Origin of the sequence: Virgisporangium aurantiacum (genome assembly GCF_016863635.1) — a bacterium.
Classification (GTDB): Bacteria; Actinomycetota; Actinomycetes; order Mycobacteriales; family Micromonosporaceae; genus Virgisporangium; species Virgisporangium aurantiacum.
On sequence record NZ_BOPG01000012.1, the window covers coordinates 303,385 to 318,487 of the forward strand.

Below are 15,103 nucleotides of genomic sequence, written 5' to 3' on the forward strand. Positions count from 1 at the left end.
GCGACGTCCAGGCTCCAGGATCTACCCCTTCACGGCGCCCGAGGTCATGCCGGCCACGATGTGGCGGTTGAAGAACAGGAACATCAGCAGCGGGGGCACCGTGATCAGCAGGATGTTCATGAACAGCAGGTTGTACTGCGTCGTGTACTGGCTCTGGAAGTTGTAGAGCGTCAGCTGCACGGTCGCGTTCTGGTCGCCGGGCAGGAAGTACAGCGGGTACGTGAAGTCGTTGAAGACGGCCACCGACTGCACCACGATCACCGTGATCGCCACCGAGCGCAGCAACGGGAAGATCACCCGGAAGAACAGCCGCACCGGGCCGGCGCCGTCGATCGTCGCCGCCTCGTCGAGTTCGCGGGGAATCGTCGAGATGAACGCACGGAACAGCAGCGTGCTGAACGACAGGCCGAACGCGATCTCCACCAGGATCAGCCCCGGCATCGTCTTGAACAGGCCCAGCCCCTGCAGAACCCAGATCGTCGGCACCACCGCCGGCGGGATGATCAGTCCACTGAGGACGAGGAAGTTCACCAGCCCGGTCCACCGGCTCGCCCGCCGTTGCAGCACGAACGCCGCCATCGCCGACAGCACCACCATCCCCGCCACGCTGCACACGGTGAGGATCGTGCTGTTGATGAACGCGATGACGAGCATGTAGTCGCGCGTCTCGAGGACGTCCATGAGGTTGTCGACCACGCGGAAGTGCTCGGGCCACGAGAAGTCGAGCAGCGACGCCTGTTGCTGGTCCTTCACGGCGGTGAGCACGATGAACGCGAACGGCACGATGAACACGACCACCGACACAAGGATCGACACCGCGCTCAGGGCGACGTTGCGGCGCGGCCTCACCGTTCGACCTCCTTCCGGTTGAGGAACCAGAACAACGGGACGACGACCGCGGTGACGGTCAGGAACAGCACCACGTTCCCGGCCGTCGACAGCCCGTAGAAGCCCGCCTGGTACTGCTTGTAGATGACCGACGCGATGACGTCGGACGTGAACCCCGGCCCGCCGCGCGTCATCGCCCAGATGAGGTCGAACGAACGCAGGCCGCCGATCAGCGACAGGATCACCACGGTGACCGTGGCCGGGCGGGCCAGCGGCAGCACGATGTGCCGGAAGCTCGCGAACGACCCCGCGCCGTCCATCTTGGCCGCCTCGAAGTAGTCCTGCGGGATCGACACGATGCCGGCGATGTAGATGAGCGTCGCGAGCCCGACGCCCTTCCACACGTCGACCAGTGCCACCGACAGCAACGCGTACTTCGGATCGGTCAGCCAGCCCGGCCCGTCGACGCCGATCGCGGCGAGCGACTCGTTGATGAGCCCGCGTTCGGGGTTCATCAGGATCGTGAACGTGATGCCGACACCGATCGTGCTCACCAGCACCGGGAAGAACACCACCGACCGCAGGTAGCCGCGCGCGATGATGCGCGAGGTGAGCAGCACAGCCAGCAGCAGGCCGAGCACCACCTTCAGCCCCGACGTCACCACCGCGTAGATGAGCGTGTTGACGAAACCCTTCACCAGCGCGGGTTCCTGGAAGAAGTTGGTGAAGTTGTCGAGCCCGATGAACTTGTAGTCGAAGATCGTCCAGCGGGTGAGGCTGAAGAAGAACGACGCGAACGTCGGCACGATGAACAGCGTCACGTAGACGATCGCCGCGGGAAGGTAGAACCAGTACGGGTACGGGCTCTTCCGCTTCTTCCGGCGCCCCGGGGTGTCCGGGGCGGACGAACCGCCCCGGACGTCCCGCTGTTCGACGGTGACAGCCATGAGGCCTACCAGCCGGGCAGGCCGAGTTGCTGGGCCTGCTTCTGCACGTCGCGGTCGTAGAGTTCGGCGCCGTCGGCCGCCTTGCGGATGCCGGACCCGACCTCCACGCAGATCTGCTCCAGCGCCGGGCCCTTCACCGGCGACAGGAACTCCAGCGCCGGTGTGGTGGCACGGGCGTCGAAGTACGGCTGCAGGTCCTTGATCGCCTGCGGCACGTCGGCCGGCAGCGTGCAGCCCTTCACCACGTACGGACCGCTCGGCGCGACGGTCTTGCTCTGGACGTCGCAGCCCTCGGGGCTCGCGACGAACCCGAGGAATTTCTTCGCCGCGTCGAGCTTCGCGCCGCTGGTGGTCTTCGGGATGTAGATGCCACCGGGCTCCCACACGGTGAGGCCGTTCTTCGCCGCGTCGTCACCGGGCAGCGCGAAGAAGCCGACGTCCTTCACCTTGTCGGGCGAGTTCGCGGCGATCGTCGCGACCGCGAACGTGAGGATCGGGTAGTGCGCGCCGGTGCCGTCGGCGATCATCTTCAGCCCGTTCTCCAGTTGCGCCGAGGCGAAGTCGGAGTTCTGGTAGCCGGCGTCGTGCACCTCCTGCAGCCGCTGGAACCCGCGCAGCGCCGCCGGGGTGCTGGCCACCTTCACCTTGTTGGCCGTGTACTGGTCGGCGAAGGTCGGGTTCACGCTCGCCACGTTGTGGTAGTCGGCGAGGAAGATGACCTGCGACGTCCACGTCGTCTGGTAGGTCTGGATCACCGGGGCCACCCCGGCCGCCTTGATCTTCGCGTTGTTGGCCATGAAGTCGGCCCAGGTCTTGGGCACCTGCAGGCCGAGCCTGCTGTAGACGGCCCGGTTGTAGAGCATGCCGCCGCCGACCGTACCGCCGGTGGGCGCGCCGTACACCTTCCCGTTCGCGGTCACCGTCGTCTTGAACGCCGGGTCGAGGGTGCTGACGAACGCCTGGTCGTCGACCGCGGCGAGGTTCTGCTCCGGCTTGAGCGCCTGGAACAGCGATCCCGAGTTGTAGGCGAAGATGTCGGTCATGTCCCCTGTGGACAGTCGGGTCTTGACGATGTTGTCGCCCTCGCCGCCCTGCGGGCGGGTCTCGACCTTGATGGACAGCTCGGGGTACTTGGCGTTGAACGCCTTCGCCAGCGCCTCGGCCGTCTTGACCGTCGACGGTTCGTTGTCGACGAGGTACGACAGCGCCGTGCCGTCGCCGTCACTGTCGCCGAGGCTGCCGGGCGTGCACGCGGTGAGGGCGAGCAGACCGGATACGGCCGCCAGTAACGCGGTTCGTCCAATCTTCATGGGGGTCCTCCGGATGATGGTGTCAGAAGGGAGACGGTGGTGCGGGTGGTTTCGGGTCATCGGCCGGTGCGCGGAACGAGCAGGTGAACCGGTGTTCGCCGGACCCCACCTCGACCGGGGTGACCGAGGGGTTCGGCAGGTGCACCACGGCGGTGACGCCGGGCGGCACGGTGACGTCGACGTCGAGCCGCTCACTGTCGACGCCACTGCCGCGCCGCCACGACACCGCGATGCGGCCGTAGGGGCTGTCGAACGCCGCCGACGCGTGGGTGAGCCCGCCGCCGGGCAGCGGCCGCACCGACACCCGCCGGTAGCCGGGCGCGGCCGGCGCGAGACCGGCCACCACGCGGTGCAGCCAGTCGGCGACCGCGCCGAACGCGTAGTGGTTGAACGACGTCATCTCGCCGGGGTTGACGGTGCCGTCGGGCAGCAGGCTGTCCCAGCGTTCCCAGATCGTCGTGGCGCCCATCGTCACCGGGTACAGCCACGACGGGCACTCGCGCTGCAGCACCAGGTGGTACGCGGAGTCGACGGCTCCGACGGACGTGAGGGCGTCGCAGATCAGCGGCGTGCCGGCGAACCCCGTCCCGACGTGGTGGCCCTCGGCGGCCACCAGCTCCACCAGCCGCCGGCCGGCGCGCTCGCGCTGGTTCTCCTTGGCGAGCAGGTCGCCGGTGAGGGCCATCGCGTAGGCCGTCTGCGCGTCGCTGGCCAGGCGGCCGTTCGGGGTGACGAACTCGTCGTCGAACGCGGCCGCGACGGCGTCGGCGAGGTCGGTGTAGCGGCGGTGGTCGGCCTCCTCGCCGAGCAGTTCCGCGATGCGGGCGAGGGTGCGGCTGCTGCCGGCGAGCGCCGCGGTGGCCACCAGGTTCGGGTCGGTACGCGCCGCCGCGGGCCGGTCCGGCGGCGCCGCGGGGTCGAGCCAGTCGCCGAACTGGAAACCGTCGTCCCACAACCGGTTCGCGCCGGCGATGTCGGCGATCTCGTCGACCCAGCCGCGCATGCTCGCGTACTGGGCGCGCAGCAACGCGACGTCGGCGGTGCGCTCGTGCAGCACGGCCGGCGCGGTCACCGCGACGTCGCCCCACACCGCGGCCGGCTTCGGGTCGCCGAGCAGGCCGACCCACGGCACGTAGAACGGCACCGTGCCGTACTCGCGTTGCTCGGCCGCGAGGTCGGCGAGCCACGAGGTGAGCAGGCCGGTGCAGTCGTAGAGGAACGCGGCCGTCGGTGCGAACACGGCCAGGTCGCCGGTCCAGCCGAGGCGTTCGTCGCGCTGGGGGCAGTCGGTGGGGACGTCGAGGAAGTTGCCGCGCATGCTCCAGACGACGTTCTCGTGCAACCGGTCGAGGAGCGGCTCGGAGCAGGTGAACCAGCCGGTGCGGGTCATGTCGGTGTGGCAGACGACCGCCTCGACGTCCTCGGCCGCGATCTCGCCGAGCCAGCCGTCGATCTCGGCGTAGCGGAAGCCGTGCACGGTGAACCGCGGCTCCCACTCCTCCTTCCCGCCGGTGCCGCGCAGGGTGTACACGTCGGTCGCCGCGGCCGACCGCAGCGGACGGACGCACAGGTCGCCGTCCTGCAACACCTCGGCGTGCCGCAGCGTCACCGTCGTGCCGGCCGGTCCGGACGGGCGGATCCGCAGCCGACCGGTGATGTTCTGGCCGAAGTCCACAATGGAGCGTCCGGTCGGTGAGGTCCCGATCGACACCGGCCGGACGACCTCGGTGCGACGCACCGGCGGCCCGTCGGGTGCGACGAGCACCGCCGGGTCGAACGGTTGCTCCGCGGCCGGAGCCCAGGCTTTGTCGTCGAATCCGGGTGCCGACCAGCCGTCCGGTTCGAGCCGCGCGTCGTGGTGCTCGCCGTCGTACAGGCCGGTGACGACGACGGGGCCGGGCGCGGTGCGCCATTCCTCCCCGGTGCCGACGACGACGGTGCTGCCGTCGGCGCAGGTCACCTCCAGCTGGGCCAGCAGGCCCGTCCGCTCGCCGTAGAGATCGCGGCGACCGCCGCGGAAGCCCAGCCGGCCCCGGAACCAGCCGTCGGCGAGCCAGCCGCCGACCGCGTTGGCGCCCGCGCGCAGCAGGCCGGTGACGTCGAACGTCTGGTAGCGCAGGCGGTTCCGGTAGCTGGTCCAGCCCGGGGCGAGCACGTGGTCGCCGACCCGCGCGCCGTTGAGTTCCAGTTCGTAGACGCCGTGCGCGGTGACATACAGCCGTGCGCTGACCGGTGCGGCCGGCAGGTCGAACTCCCGCCGCAGCAGCACGGCCGGCCCGTCGACGCCGGGCTCCGGCGCCGTCGCCGGTCCGATCATCCGCGCCGTCCAGTCGCCCGGCAGCAGCAGGCCCGCCTCCACGACCAGCGGTTCGCTCCACGGCGACGGTTCGTCCGTGTCGCGGCCGCGCACCCGGACCCGCACGGTCCGGCGTTGCCGGGACTCCAGCGGGGCGGCCGGCCACGGCACCAGCACCTGGTCGGGACCCTCCACAGTGGACACGGTGGAGTCGACGTCGATCTCGTAGTCGGACTGGATCCAGCCCGGCCGGTCGGACTCCACCCGCCACGACAGGCGCGGCGACGCGGAGCCGATCCCCACCGGATCGCGGTGATGCTCGGCCCGCAGGCCGACGACGCGTGATGACACGCAACCTCCATGATGCTGAAACGATTCATTCAATGGGTCGCAGAAGGCCCGGGCACGGGTGATCCAGGGAGGTCGCCGCGGGCTACGGGCACGGAATGTGATGTGGGAGCGGCCCCGGGGGTGGGTGGGCCGGTGAGTTACGGCAACATTTCGTAGAGCGTTCCCCATTGTTGTGACGCGTCGCGCCGGATGTCAAGGCCGATCCTTGGGCTGCGTAACTTACAATCCCGATCTACGGTTGTAGTTCGTTCTACAAACACCCATGGGAGTCTCCATGAGCGCCGCACCGCGCCGGATCACCATCGCCGACGTCGCCGAGCGCGCGAACGTCTCCCCCGCCGCGGTGTCGAAGGTGCTGCGCAACGCGTACGGCGTCAGCCCGGCGATGCAGACCCGGGTACAGGAGGCGATCGCCGAACTCGGCTACCGGCCGCACGCCGCGGCGCGCGGGATGCGCGGGCAGACGTACACCGTCGGCGTCCTCGTCCCCGACGTGCGCAACCCGTTCTTCCCGGAACTGATCGAGGGCATGGTCGAGCACCTCGGCGCCACCAACTACCAGGTGCTGCTCGGCCCCGGCGGCAGCGAACCCGAGTCGCAGACCCGCAGCATCGACGCGATGGTCGACCGCCAGATGGACGGCCTGATCCTCATCGCGCCGATCGTCGCCCGCCGTTTCCTGGAGGAGACCGCCCGCGCCGTACCCACCGTGGTCATCGGCCGGCACGGCCGCTCGGCCGACTACGACGCGGTCGTCGACGACGACCAGGTGGGCGCCGGCCTGGTGGTCGACCACCTCGCCGACCTCGGCCACCTCCGCATCGCGCACATCGAGCACCGGTACACCCGCCGCGGCAGCCCGACCACGATGCCGCAGACCGTGCGCGCCGAGGGCTACCGCAACGCCATGGAACGCCGCGGCCTGGGCGACTACGTCGACGTGGTCGGCAGCACCTACACCGAGGAGGGCGGCTACACGGCGACGAGGGAACTGCTCGACCGCCCGGTGCGCCCCACGGCCATCTTCGCCGGCGCCGACGCGGCCGCGATCGGCACGCTCCAGGCCGTCCACGAGGCGGGTCTGGCCGTGCCCGGCGACATCTCGGTCGCCGGCTACGACAACACGTCGATCGCCGCCCTGGGACCCATCTCCCTGACCAGCGTCGACCAGGACGGCCACCTGATGGGCGTCAACGCCGCCCGGATGCTCCTCGAACGCGTGGAAGGCAAACGCGAACGCTCCGCGCTCCTCACGCTGTCCCCCACCCTCGTCCCCCGTCGCAGCACCGCACCCCCCAGCACCAGTTGATCTTGCAGTTGTGGTGCCGGGATCACCCGTCATTGCCCGGTTTTGTGAGGCACCACAACTGCAAGATCGACGAGGAGGGGCGGGGTGGGAGGATGGGGGCATGGTTACTGGGCGTGGGGATTTGAGTGCGGAGGCTTTGGCCAGGGACATGGAGCGGGATACGCCGTTCCGGCGGTTCCGGCAGCGGCTGCAGGCCCGGCGGGGGGCACGGGTCGAGGAGACGCCCGAGGGGCCGGCCGGATGCGAACACCTGCTCGCCTTCCCGGCCCGTGACGTCGGCTCGCCCCAGGACTGCGACGACCACACCGAATCCGACGGACCGGTGGTGCACCTGCGTACCTGCCTGACGTGCGGATACGTGGGCTGCTGCGACTCGTCCAAGGGGCGGCACGCCACGGCGCACTCGGAGCACACCGGACATCCGGTGATGCAGTCGGCCGAACCGGGCGAGACGTGGCGGTGGTGCTACGTCCACGAGCAGCTGGGTTAGCCCAGCGTGCGCACCTCGGAACCCGGGGGCAGTTTCGCCCACCAGTGGCCGTACCGGCGGTAGACGGACGGGTCCCGGTCGGCCAGGAACTCCACCAGCGCGGCCGCCTCGGTCGCGAGTCCCTTCCACGCCCGCGCCGACAGCGGCCGGAACGCGGTCGCCTCGATCCCATTCCCCAACGGACGCCACACGCCGGCGACGTGGCCGTCGACGAGCAGGGTCGGCAGCACGTCGCCGTTGATCCGGGTCACCAGGGTGCGGTATTCGGGCGGGATCATCCGGCCGCGGTCGGCGTAGGCGAGCAGCGTGCTGTCCCACATCGGCAGCAGGCGCGGCGGCGCCGGGGTCCGGGCCGGCGGCAGCGGGGCGCCGGGGACGTCGTACAGGTCCGCGCCGTCGGGGCCGGTGCGGACCACGAGGTCGTCGCCGAGCGCGCGGACGGCGTCGCGGGCCGCCGTGCGGGTCAGCAGGGTGAACTGCGCGATGTCGGCGATCGACGCCGGCCCGAAGCCGTCGAGGTACCGGCGGACCAGCCGCCGCGTCGAGTCCTCGCCGTGCGCGACCGGCAGCGGGTCGGCATACGTTCGGAACACCGGCCGCGTTCCGAACGACCACGGGCCGCCGGTGGGCACCTGCACCAGCGGCGCGAAGCAGCGCAGCGCCCACCACACGCCACGATGCCGGTGCCCCAGCCGCTCCTCGAACATGGCCTCGATGTCGGCCTTCGTGCGGGCGCCGGCGGCCGCGAACGCCAGCAGGTGAACGGCGAGCTCGTCGGCGTCCGATATGGACAGTCCGCTGTCGGTGAACCGCGCGTGGCCGAGGCGCGGGCCGCGCAGCACCCGCAACAGCGCGTTGTGGAACACCGGATAGTCGGCGACGTGCACCGCGTGCAGCGTGATGCGCATCAGCGTCGCCTTGACCACCTCGGCGCCGGCGAAGGCCGCGTCGAGGTCGGCGGCGGCGAAATCGGTGACGCGGTTCCAGAGCGCCAGGTACGGCGACGCGGGCTCCTGCGCCTGCAGCGCGACCACCCGCCGCACGGCGGCACCGACCGGCACCGGCTCCCGGTTCAGCAACAGCTGACGGGCGAGCGTGGCCCGGTTCAGCTGACCGGCGGTGAGGGCGGCACCAGATGTCACCGGGCAGAGTCTAGAGTCGGCCGATGACCACCGGACCGTTCCGCGGGCTGACCCTGGCCGACACCGTCGAGCGCCTGCGCTCCGGTGCCACCGATCCGGTCGACCTCGTCGACGCCGCCCTCGACGCGATCGCCACGTCCCAGCCGGTACTCAACGCGTTCGTCACCGTCGACGCCGAGGGCGCCCGCAAGGCGGCCCGGGCCGCCCGCGACGAACCGCCGCGCGGTCCGCTGCACGGGGTGCCGGTGGCGGTCAAGGACATCGTCGACACGGCCGGGCTGCTCACCACGATGGGATCGCGGCACTTCGCCGGCCACACACCCACCCGCGACGCGACGGTCGTGGCGCGATTGAAACAGGCCGGCGCGGTCATCGTCGGCAAGACCAGCACGCACGAGTTCGCCTACGGGCCGACCGGTGACCGGGCCGCCAACGGGCCGTGCGCCAACCCGCACGACCCGGCGCGGATGGCCGGCGGGTCGAGCAGCGGCTCGGCCGCGGCGGTGGCCGCCGGGCTGGTGCCGCTCGCGGTCGGCACCGACACCGGCGGTTCGGTCCGGATCCCGGCGGCGCTGTGCGGGGTCACCGGCATCCGGCCCGGCATCGGACGCATACCGACCGACGGCGTGTTCCCGCTGTCGTGGTCGCTCGACGCGGTCGGTGTCCTCGCCACCGACGTGGCCGGCACCGCGGCGGGCTGGCGGGTCCTGGCCGGCTGCGGCGAGATGCCGGGACCCGCGCTGAAAGACCTCCGCGTCGGCCTGCCCACCGGTTTCGACCGCCTCGACGACGTCGTCCGGGAGAGCTTCGCCGCGCTCGTCGAGACGCTCGCCCGGGCCGGCGCCCGGCTGCGACCGGTGGACGTGGACGACGCCGCCGAACTGCGGGACGTCTACCTCACCGTGCAGTCGGCGGAAGCCGTTGCCGTGCACCACGAGCGGCTCGTCGAGCGCCCCGACCTCTTCAACGACGAGATCCGGACGCGACTGGACGACGCTGCGCGCGTCACCGGATTTGAATATGCCCGGGCCTTGCGCCGCCTCGCGGCCGTCCGCGCGACGGCCGCGCGCCGCCTGTCCGGCCTCGACGTGCTGCTGCTGCCGACGGTGCCGATCACCGCGCCGCCGCTGCACGCGCGCGACACCGACGTGGGCGGCGGCTGGACGTCGCCGCGCGACGCGTTGCTCGCGCACAACACGCCGTGGAGCGTCCTCGGCCTGCCCGCGATCTCGCTGCCGATCCCCACCACCGGGCTGCCGGTGGGCGCGCAACTGGTCGGCCCGCCCGGAGGTGACGCCGATCTCCTCGCGATCGCCGCCGTTGTCGAGAAGGCGTTATAGCGTTACCCGCATGGAGTTTCGTACGCTCGGCAAGACCGGAACGCTGGTGTCCACGCTGTGTCTCGGCACGATGACCTTCGGCGCGGAGACCGACGAAAAGGGCTCCCACCAACAACTTGACCGCTTCCTCGACGTCGGTGGCAATTTCATCGACACGGCCGACGTGTACAGCCGCGGCGTCTCGGAGGAGATCGTCGGCGGGTGGCTGCCGGCGCACCGGGACCGGGTCGTCGTCGCCACCAAGGGCCGCTTTCCCATGGGCGACGGGCCCAACGACGCCGGGCTCACCCGCACGCACCTGAGCCGCGCGCTCGACGCGAGCCTGCGCCGCCTCGGCACCGACCACGTCGACCTCTACCAGGCGCACGCCTGGGACCCGCTGACCCCGATCGAGGAGACGCTGCGCTTCTTCGACGACGCCGTGCGCGCCGGAAAGATCCGCTACGCCGGGGTCAGCAACTTCACCGGTTGGCAGTTGCAGAAGGCGGCGCTGCTCACCGAGTTCCTGCGGCTCACGCCGATCGTGACGCTGCAGCCGCAGTACAACCTGCTCGCCCGCGACATCGAGTTCGAGATCCTCCAGGTGTGCGAGAACGAGGGCATCGGCGTGCTGCCGTGGTCGCCGCTCGCGGGTGGCTGGCTCACCGGCAAGTACTCGGCCGACGAGGCGCCGACCGGCGCGACGCGGCTGGGCGAGAACCCGAACCGGGGCGTGGAGGCGTACGCGCGGCGCAACAACGAACGCACGTGGCAGGTGATCGAGGCCGTCCGGTCGGTCGCCGGGTCCCGTGGCGTATCGATGAGCGTCGTCGCGTTGGCGTGGCTCGCCGACCGGCCGACCGTCACGTCGGTGATCCTCGGCGCGCGCACGATCGAGCAACTCGACGACAACCTCGGCGCCGCGGGCGTCCATCTTTCTGTTGAGGAGAAAGAGCTGTTGGACGCGGCGAGCGCACCGCTGGTGGCCGACTACCCGTACGGCGGGCCGGGCGTGAACCAGCGCGCCCGCGTCATTCCGTAAGGAATTCGGCGCGCAGCGCCCGGGTGACGGGGGTGTCCGGGTGGGTGCGCGTGGTGCCGTCGACGGTGACGTCCATGACCTCGTCGTAGAAGGCGACCAGATCCTTCAGCGGTGCGGCGTCGGGCAGCGGGTGCTCGTAGGTCCAGGCCGCGTCGCGCCGTCCCGCTATCGAGAAGTAGGTGGCCTCGCCCTTGTAGGGGCAGAAGGTCGTCGTGTCGCTGGGCGTGAGGTCTCCCACGAGGTCCTCGCGCGGGACGTAGAAGCGGGTCGGCAGGCTCGTTTCGTAGACCAGGGTCGGGCTCGTGGTGTCGGCCAGGAGCCGGCCCTGGTACGCGATGCGCACGTGCCGCGACGCGGCCCGCATGTCGACGCGGTGGTACGGGTCGCGCGGGTGCGACCGGATCGGCTCGTCCTCCTCGAACCACGTGTCGAACGCGGCGAAGTCGAGCACCACGTGGCCCGCGAGGTCGGGATCGGCCGGCCGGAACGCGGCCGCGGCCCGCGTCTCGCCGTTGGCCGTGAGGGTGAACGACTCCCCCGGCGTGGAGTGCTCGGCGAACGGAATGCCCGGGTGGAGCACACCCGCCCCGGCCTCCCGCGCCGTGTCGCTTTCCAGACTCGCCCACAGATCCTCCGCCGGGACGGCGTACTGCGGACAGATCCGGCGCGGCTCCCACACGAGCACGGCCCGCGTGGTGTCGACCACCAGGCGACCGCCGAGCTCGGCCCGGATCCGCTTCTCGGTCGGCTCGTGGCGCAGCTGGTCGCGCAGGCCGGCCATGGCGTCGGACATCCTCATGTCGTCCCTCCCTTTTCATCGGACACCCTGTCTTTCAGAAGACAGGGTGTCAATCGGAATGTACGATGCCCGACGATGACGACCCGCAGATACGAGCAACGGTTGCGTGCCGAGTCGGCGGAGGCGACCCGCGCACGCATCCTCGACGCGGTGTACGAGCGGGTGCGGGCCACACCGACGCGTCCGGTGAGCGTCGAGGAGATCGCCCGCGCGGCCCGGGTCGCCCGGTCCACCGTCTACCAGGTGTTCGGGTCGCGGGCCGGGCTGTTCGACGCCCTCGCGGCCGACGTGCTCCGGCGCGGCGGCTTCGAGCGGGTGACGGCCGCGGTCGCCCACCCCGACGCCCGCGAGCACCTGCGCCAGGCGTTCCGGGCCGGCATGGAGGTGTACGCGGTGTACCGCGACGTCCACCGGGTGCTGTTCTCCACGTCGGCGGTCGACCCCGAGGCCACCGCCGGCGCGATGCGCCGCGCCGACGAGGCCCGTGCCGGTGGCATGGAGTACCTGGCCCGTCGACTCGCCGAACAGGACGCGCTGCGGCCCGGCCTGAGCGCCGACGACGCCGCCCACGTCCTGTTCGTGCTCACCGGCTTCGAGGCGTTCGACGCCCTCTACACCGGCCGCGGCCTGCCGGTCGACGACGTCGCGCGGCTGATCGTGCTGGCGGCCGAGAACGCCGTGTGCCGGTAGGTTCTGTGCTCATGGACTTCACGGTCGACGGTGTGCCGGGCGTGCTGTGGACGCCGGCCGGCGCCACCGGCGGGCGTCCGCTGGTGCTGATGTGCCACGGCCGCTCGCAGCACAAGAGGGCCGACCCGCTGGTGCGCCGGGCGGCCCGGTACGTCGAGCGGTACGGCTGGGCGGTCGCGGCGCTCGACGCCCCCGGCCACGGCGACCGGGTCACCACCGCCGAGGCGACGCTCACCGCCGTGAAGTTGCGCCGCCGCCTCGCCGAGAAACGCAAACTCGACCCCGCGACGGCCGCCGCGGCGGCTCAACGGGCGGCCGAGGCGGTGCCCGAGTGGCGGGCCGCCCTCGACCACCTCCAGGGGCTGCCCGTCGTCGGCGACGCCCACCCGGTCGGCTACTGGGGCGTGTCGATGGGCACGAGAATCGGGGTTCCGCTGGTGGCCGAGGAGCCGCGGATCGTCGCCGCCGTGTTCGGCCTGGCCGGCCTGCACCCGGGCGACGAGACGCTCCCGTCCGCCGCCGCGCGGGTGACCGTGCCGATCGAGTTCGTGCTGCAGTCCGACGACGAGATCGTCGAGCGCGAGGCGGGGCTCGCGCTGTTCGACCGGTTCGGGTCGCGGGAGAAGTCGCTGCACCTGAACCCCGGCGGCCATCTGGCAACGCCGTCCTTCGAGGCCGAAAGCTGGGAACGCTTCTTCGCGCGTCACCTCAGCGCCGCCGGTTAGCCCCTCCCCCGTACGCAGGTCGATCTTGCAGTTGTGGTGCCTATCAAAAGGGGGCAAAGCCGTCGCAACCTGGCACCACAACTGCAAGATCGGCGCGCAGGGGGTGGGCGCGCGGCGGCGGCCGGGTCGGGGACCCGGCCGCCGCACTGTGCGGGGGGACGTGCGCTGCGGGCTTGCAGGTACCCGAGCGTCAGACGGAGATCCGCCCCGCGCCCGCGTTCGCCGTCACGATGGACTTGACGTTGCAGGCGGTGTCGAGCGTGTAGGAGTACGGAATGCTCGCCACGGAACCGCCGGCCTGGCCGGATCCGGAGTTGACGAAGCAGTTGTTGCGGGCCACCAGCGTGCCGGGACCGGAGTCGCCCTCACCCAGGTGGTACGGGTCCTCGGTGTTCTCGAAGTAGTTGCCCTCGACCAGAACACCGGCGCCCTCGGTGGAGGCGACACCGTAGCTGGAGACGCCGCCGTAGTAGTTGTTGTAGACGTGCACCGGGTTGCCGAACCGCACCCGGGGGTGCCGCTGGTTGGTGCCGTCGAACCAGTTGTGGTGGTAGGTGACGCGCAGGTGGCCGATGTCCTCGCCGCCGTTGCCGTCGTCGTGGCCGAGCAGCATCGACTTGTCGTGGTCGAAGATCCGGTTCCACGACACCGTCACGAAGTCCGACGACCGCTTGATGTCGATCGCGCCGTCGTAGCCGTTCGACAGGCTGTTGTGGTCGATCCACACCCGGGTCGAGTACTGGACGTTGATCGCGTCGTCGTTCCAGTCCCGGAACGTGACGTTGCGGATGATCACGTTGCTGGCGTTGGCCACGTTCAGGCCGCAGCCGACGAGCGTGCCGCCGAGGATCGACTTGTTGGAGCCGACCCGCAGCATGCCCGAGCACGAGATCGTGCCGGAGATCCGCACCACCGAGGCGTTGGTACCGGCGATCGCGCTGGTGAGCGCCGAGGAACTGGTGACGGTGACGGAGGACGCGTTGCCGCCGCCCGTCGTGCCGCCGCCCTGGGTGGCCCAGCCGACCAGGCCCGTCGGGGCGGGGCCCGTCGGGGGTTGCGAACTGCCCGGCGGGTTCGACGGCGGGTTCGAGGTCGGCGGGTCGGTCGGCTGTCCCGACCCGACGGTGTCGACCGTAATGTCGTCGAACGACGCGGCGGCGAACTCGGTGTAGAAGCCGACCCGGCCGGCCGAGCCGGCGGTGTTGGTCGCCGAGCCGACGCTCGTGCCGTTGACGGTGCCGGAGATGGTGCTGCCGTTGACGGTCAGGCGCAGCGTGTACCAGGTGCCGGTCGAGACGGTGGTACTGACCGAACCCAGCGTGGTGACCGAGCTGCCGTTCTGCGCCTGCAGCGCCACCTGGTTGCCCGGCAGCAGCGCCAGCCGGTACCACTTCGTCGAGCTGGACGCCCGCGCGAGCAGGCCGACGACGCCGTTCGACGCCAGTGAGTTGGCCTTCACCCGGGCCTGCACGACGTAGTTCGTCCAGCTCGTCTGGCCGGCGAAGTGCCGTGCCCGCTCCGAGCCGGCGTTGCTCTGGCGGTCGACGTTCGAGCCGTCGCTGGCGACCGCCCACGAGCCGCCCGAGCTCGACCAGCCGCTGTTGTTGCCGTCTTCGAAGTTGTCGCTGAACAGCGTCTCGGCCTGCGCGGGGTTGTTGAACAGGGTGAGCGAGGCAATCACGGCGCCGGCCAGGGTGGCAGCGCCGATCGCGACCAGACGCCGCCGGCGGGGTGGTGCGTTCATGGTTCCTCCTCTGCGCTCCGACCGCGGGGCGGCGGTGCCGCACGGTCATCCTCGGGGGAAGGAAAGCGCTTTCCTAAGGACGCTAGGGAGAGGAAGCGAGCCACGTCAATG

At 71.0% G+C, this 15,103-nt stretch carries 13 protein-coding genes; 6 read left to right on the top strand and 7 right to left on the bottom strand.

Annotation, left to right across the window (positions count from 1 at the left end; translation table 11 throughout):
- Positions 1-21 precede the first annotated feature (21 nt).
- From Vau01_RS10210 to Vau01_RS10225, 4 genes are read right to left on the bottom strand one after another with little or no spacing between them, the layout of a single operon-like run.
- Positions 22-849, bottom strand: coding sequence for a carbohydrate ABC transporter permease (locus Vau01_RS10210; RefSeq protein WP_203989768.1), 828 nt, complete (start codon positions 847-849; stop codon positions 22-24).
- A complete protein-coding gene (locus Vau01_RS10215) occupies positions 846-1,775 on the bottom strand; it encodes a carbohydrate ABC transporter permease (RefSeq protein ID WP_203989770.1) in 930 nt (309 codons plus the stop codon). The genes Vau01_RS10210 and Vau01_RS10215 overlap by 4 nt, the downstream gene beginning before the upstream one ends.
- A gap of 5 nt (positions 1,776-1,780) precedes the next feature.
- Positions 1,781-3,085 (bottom strand): ABC transporter substrate-binding protein, encoded by a 1,305-nt coding sequence (locus Vau01_RS10220; RefSeq protein WP_203989778.1) that lies wholly within the window; start codon positions 3,083-3,085, stop codon positions 1,781-1,783.
- A 22-nt stretch (positions 3,086-3,107) separates the two neighbouring features.
- A complete protein-coding gene (locus Vau01_RS10225; protein ID WP_239151470.1) occupies positions 3,108-5,732 on the bottom strand; it encodes a glycoside hydrolase family 78 protein in 2,625 nt (874 codons plus the stop codon).
- 274 nt (positions 5,733-6,006) lie between these two features.
- Here Vau01_RS10225 and Vau01_RS10230 point away from each other — a divergent pair, with 274 nt between their 5' ends.
- Positions 6,007-7,041, top strand: coding sequence for a LacI family DNA-binding transcriptional regulator (locus Vau01_RS10230; RefSeq protein WP_203989782.1), 1,035 nt, complete (start codon positions 6,007-6,009; stop codon positions 7,039-7,041).
- Positions 7,042-7,189: 148 nt separating this feature from the next.
- Positions 7,190-7,531: a UBP-type zinc finger domain-containing protein gene (locus Vau01_RS65215; RefSeq protein WP_203989784.1), complete on the top strand. Its 342-nt coding sequence runs from the start codon at positions 7,190-7,192 to the stop codon at positions 7,529-7,531.
- Here the strand turns inward: Vau01_RS65215 and Vau01_RS10240 are convergent.
- On the bottom strand, positions 7,528-8,673 hold the full coding sequence (locus tag Vau01_RS10240) for a winged helix DNA-binding domain-containing protein (protein WP_203989786.1): 1,146 nt from the start codon (positions 8,671-8,673) through the stop codon (positions 7,528-7,530). The genes Vau01_RS65215 and Vau01_RS10240 overlap by 4 nt on opposite strands.
- Positions 8,674-8,696: 23 nt before the next feature.
- Here Vau01_RS10240 and Vau01_RS10245 point away from each other — a divergent pair, with 23 nt between their 5' ends.
- Together Vau01_RS10245 and Vau01_RS10250 are read left to right on the top strand one after the other, a co-directional pair.
- Positions 8,697-10,013 carry an amidase gene (locus Vau01_RS10245; RefSeq protein ID WP_203989794.1) on the top strand — a complete coding sequence of 439 codons (1,317 nt, stop codon included), beginning with the start codon at positions 8,697-8,699 and terminating at the stop codon, positions 10,011-10,013.
- A 10-nt stretch (positions 10,014-10,023) separates the two neighbouring features.
- The gene (locus Vau01_RS10250; RefSeq protein WP_203989796.1) at positions 10,024-11,034 is read left to right on the top strand and encodes an aldo/keto reductase; all 1,011 of its coding nucleotides are present in this window, start codon (positions 10,024-10,026) and stop codon (positions 11,032-11,034) included.
- Here the strand turns inward: Vau01_RS10250 and Vau01_RS10255 are convergent.
- Positions 11,024-11,833, bottom strand: coding sequence for a DUF427 domain-containing protein (locus Vau01_RS10255; protein ID WP_203989805.1), 810 nt, complete (start codon positions 11,831-11,833; stop codon positions 11,024-11,026). The genes Vau01_RS10250 and Vau01_RS10255 overlap by 11 nt on opposite strands.
- Before the next feature lie 75 nt (positions 11,834-11,908).
- Here Vau01_RS10255 and Vau01_RS10260 point away from each other — a divergent pair, with 75 nt between their 5' ends.
- Both Vau01_RS10260 and Vau01_RS10265 read left to right on the top strand, forming a co-directional pair.
- The gene (locus Vau01_RS10260; protein WP_203989807.1) at positions 11,909-12,523 is read left to right on the top strand and encodes a TetR/AcrR family transcriptional regulator; all 615 of its coding nucleotides are present in this window, start codon (positions 11,909-11,911) and stop codon (positions 12,521-12,523) included.
- Between the two features lie 11 nt (positions 12,524-12,534).
- On the top strand, positions 12,535-13,248 hold the full coding sequence (locus Vau01_RS10265) for an alpha/beta hydrolase family protein (RefSeq protein ID WP_203989808.1): 714 nt from the start codon (positions 12,535-12,537) through the stop codon (positions 13,246-13,248).
- A gap of 190 nt (positions 13,249-13,438) precedes the next feature.
- On the opposite strand, the gene Vau01_RS10270 is transcribed toward Vau01_RS10265, so the two are convergent.
- Positions 13,439-14,992, bottom strand: coding sequence for a pectate lyase family protein (locus Vau01_RS10270; protein ID WP_203989810.1), 1,554 nt, complete (start codon positions 14,990-14,992; stop codon positions 13,439-13,441).
- Positions 14,993-15,103 lie beyond the last annotated feature (111 nt).

Bases quoted from the DNA above. Each gene is read 5' to 3' on its own strand.
- Vau01_RS10215 (WP_203989770.1), bottom strand. From the start codon at position 1,775: ATGGCTGTCACCGTCGAACAGCGGGACGTCCGGGGCGGTTCGTCCGCC.
- Vau01_RS10220 (WP_203989778.1), bottom strand. From the start codon at position 3,085: ATGAAGATTGGACGAACCGCGTTACTGGCGGCCGTATCCGGTCTGCTC.
- Vau01_RS10230 (WP_203989782.1), top strand. From the start codon at position 6,007: ATGAGCGCCGCACCGCGCCGGATCACCATCGCCGACGTCGCCGAGCGC.
- Vau01_RS65215 (WP_203989784.1), top strand. From the start codon at position 7,190: ATGGAGCGGGATACGCCGTTCCGGCGGTTCCGGCAGCGGCTGCAGGCC.
- Vau01_RS10245 (WP_203989794.1), top strand. From the start codon at position 8,697: ATGACCACCGGACCGTTCCGCGGGCTGACCCTGGCCGACACCGTCGAG.
- Vau01_RS10250 (WP_203989796.1), top strand. From the start codon at position 10,024: ATGGAGTTTCGTACGCTCGGCAAGACCGGAACGCTGGTGTCCACGCTG.
- Vau01_RS10255 (WP_203989805.1), bottom strand. From the start codon at position 11,833: ATGAGGATGTCCGACGCCATGGCCGGCCTGCGCGACCAGCTGCGCCAC.
- Vau01_RS10260 (WP_203989807.1), top strand. From the start codon at position 11,909: ATGACGACCCGCAGATACGAGCAACGGTTGCGTGCCGAGTCGGCGGAG.
- Vau01_RS10265 (WP_203989808.1), top strand. From the start codon at position 12,535: ATGGACTTCACGGTCGACGGTGTGCCGGGCGTGCTGTGGACGCCGGCC.
- Vau01_RS10270 (WP_203989810.1), bottom strand. From the start codon at position 14,992: ATGAACGCACCACCCCGCCGGCGGCGTCTGGTCGCGATCGGCGCTGCC.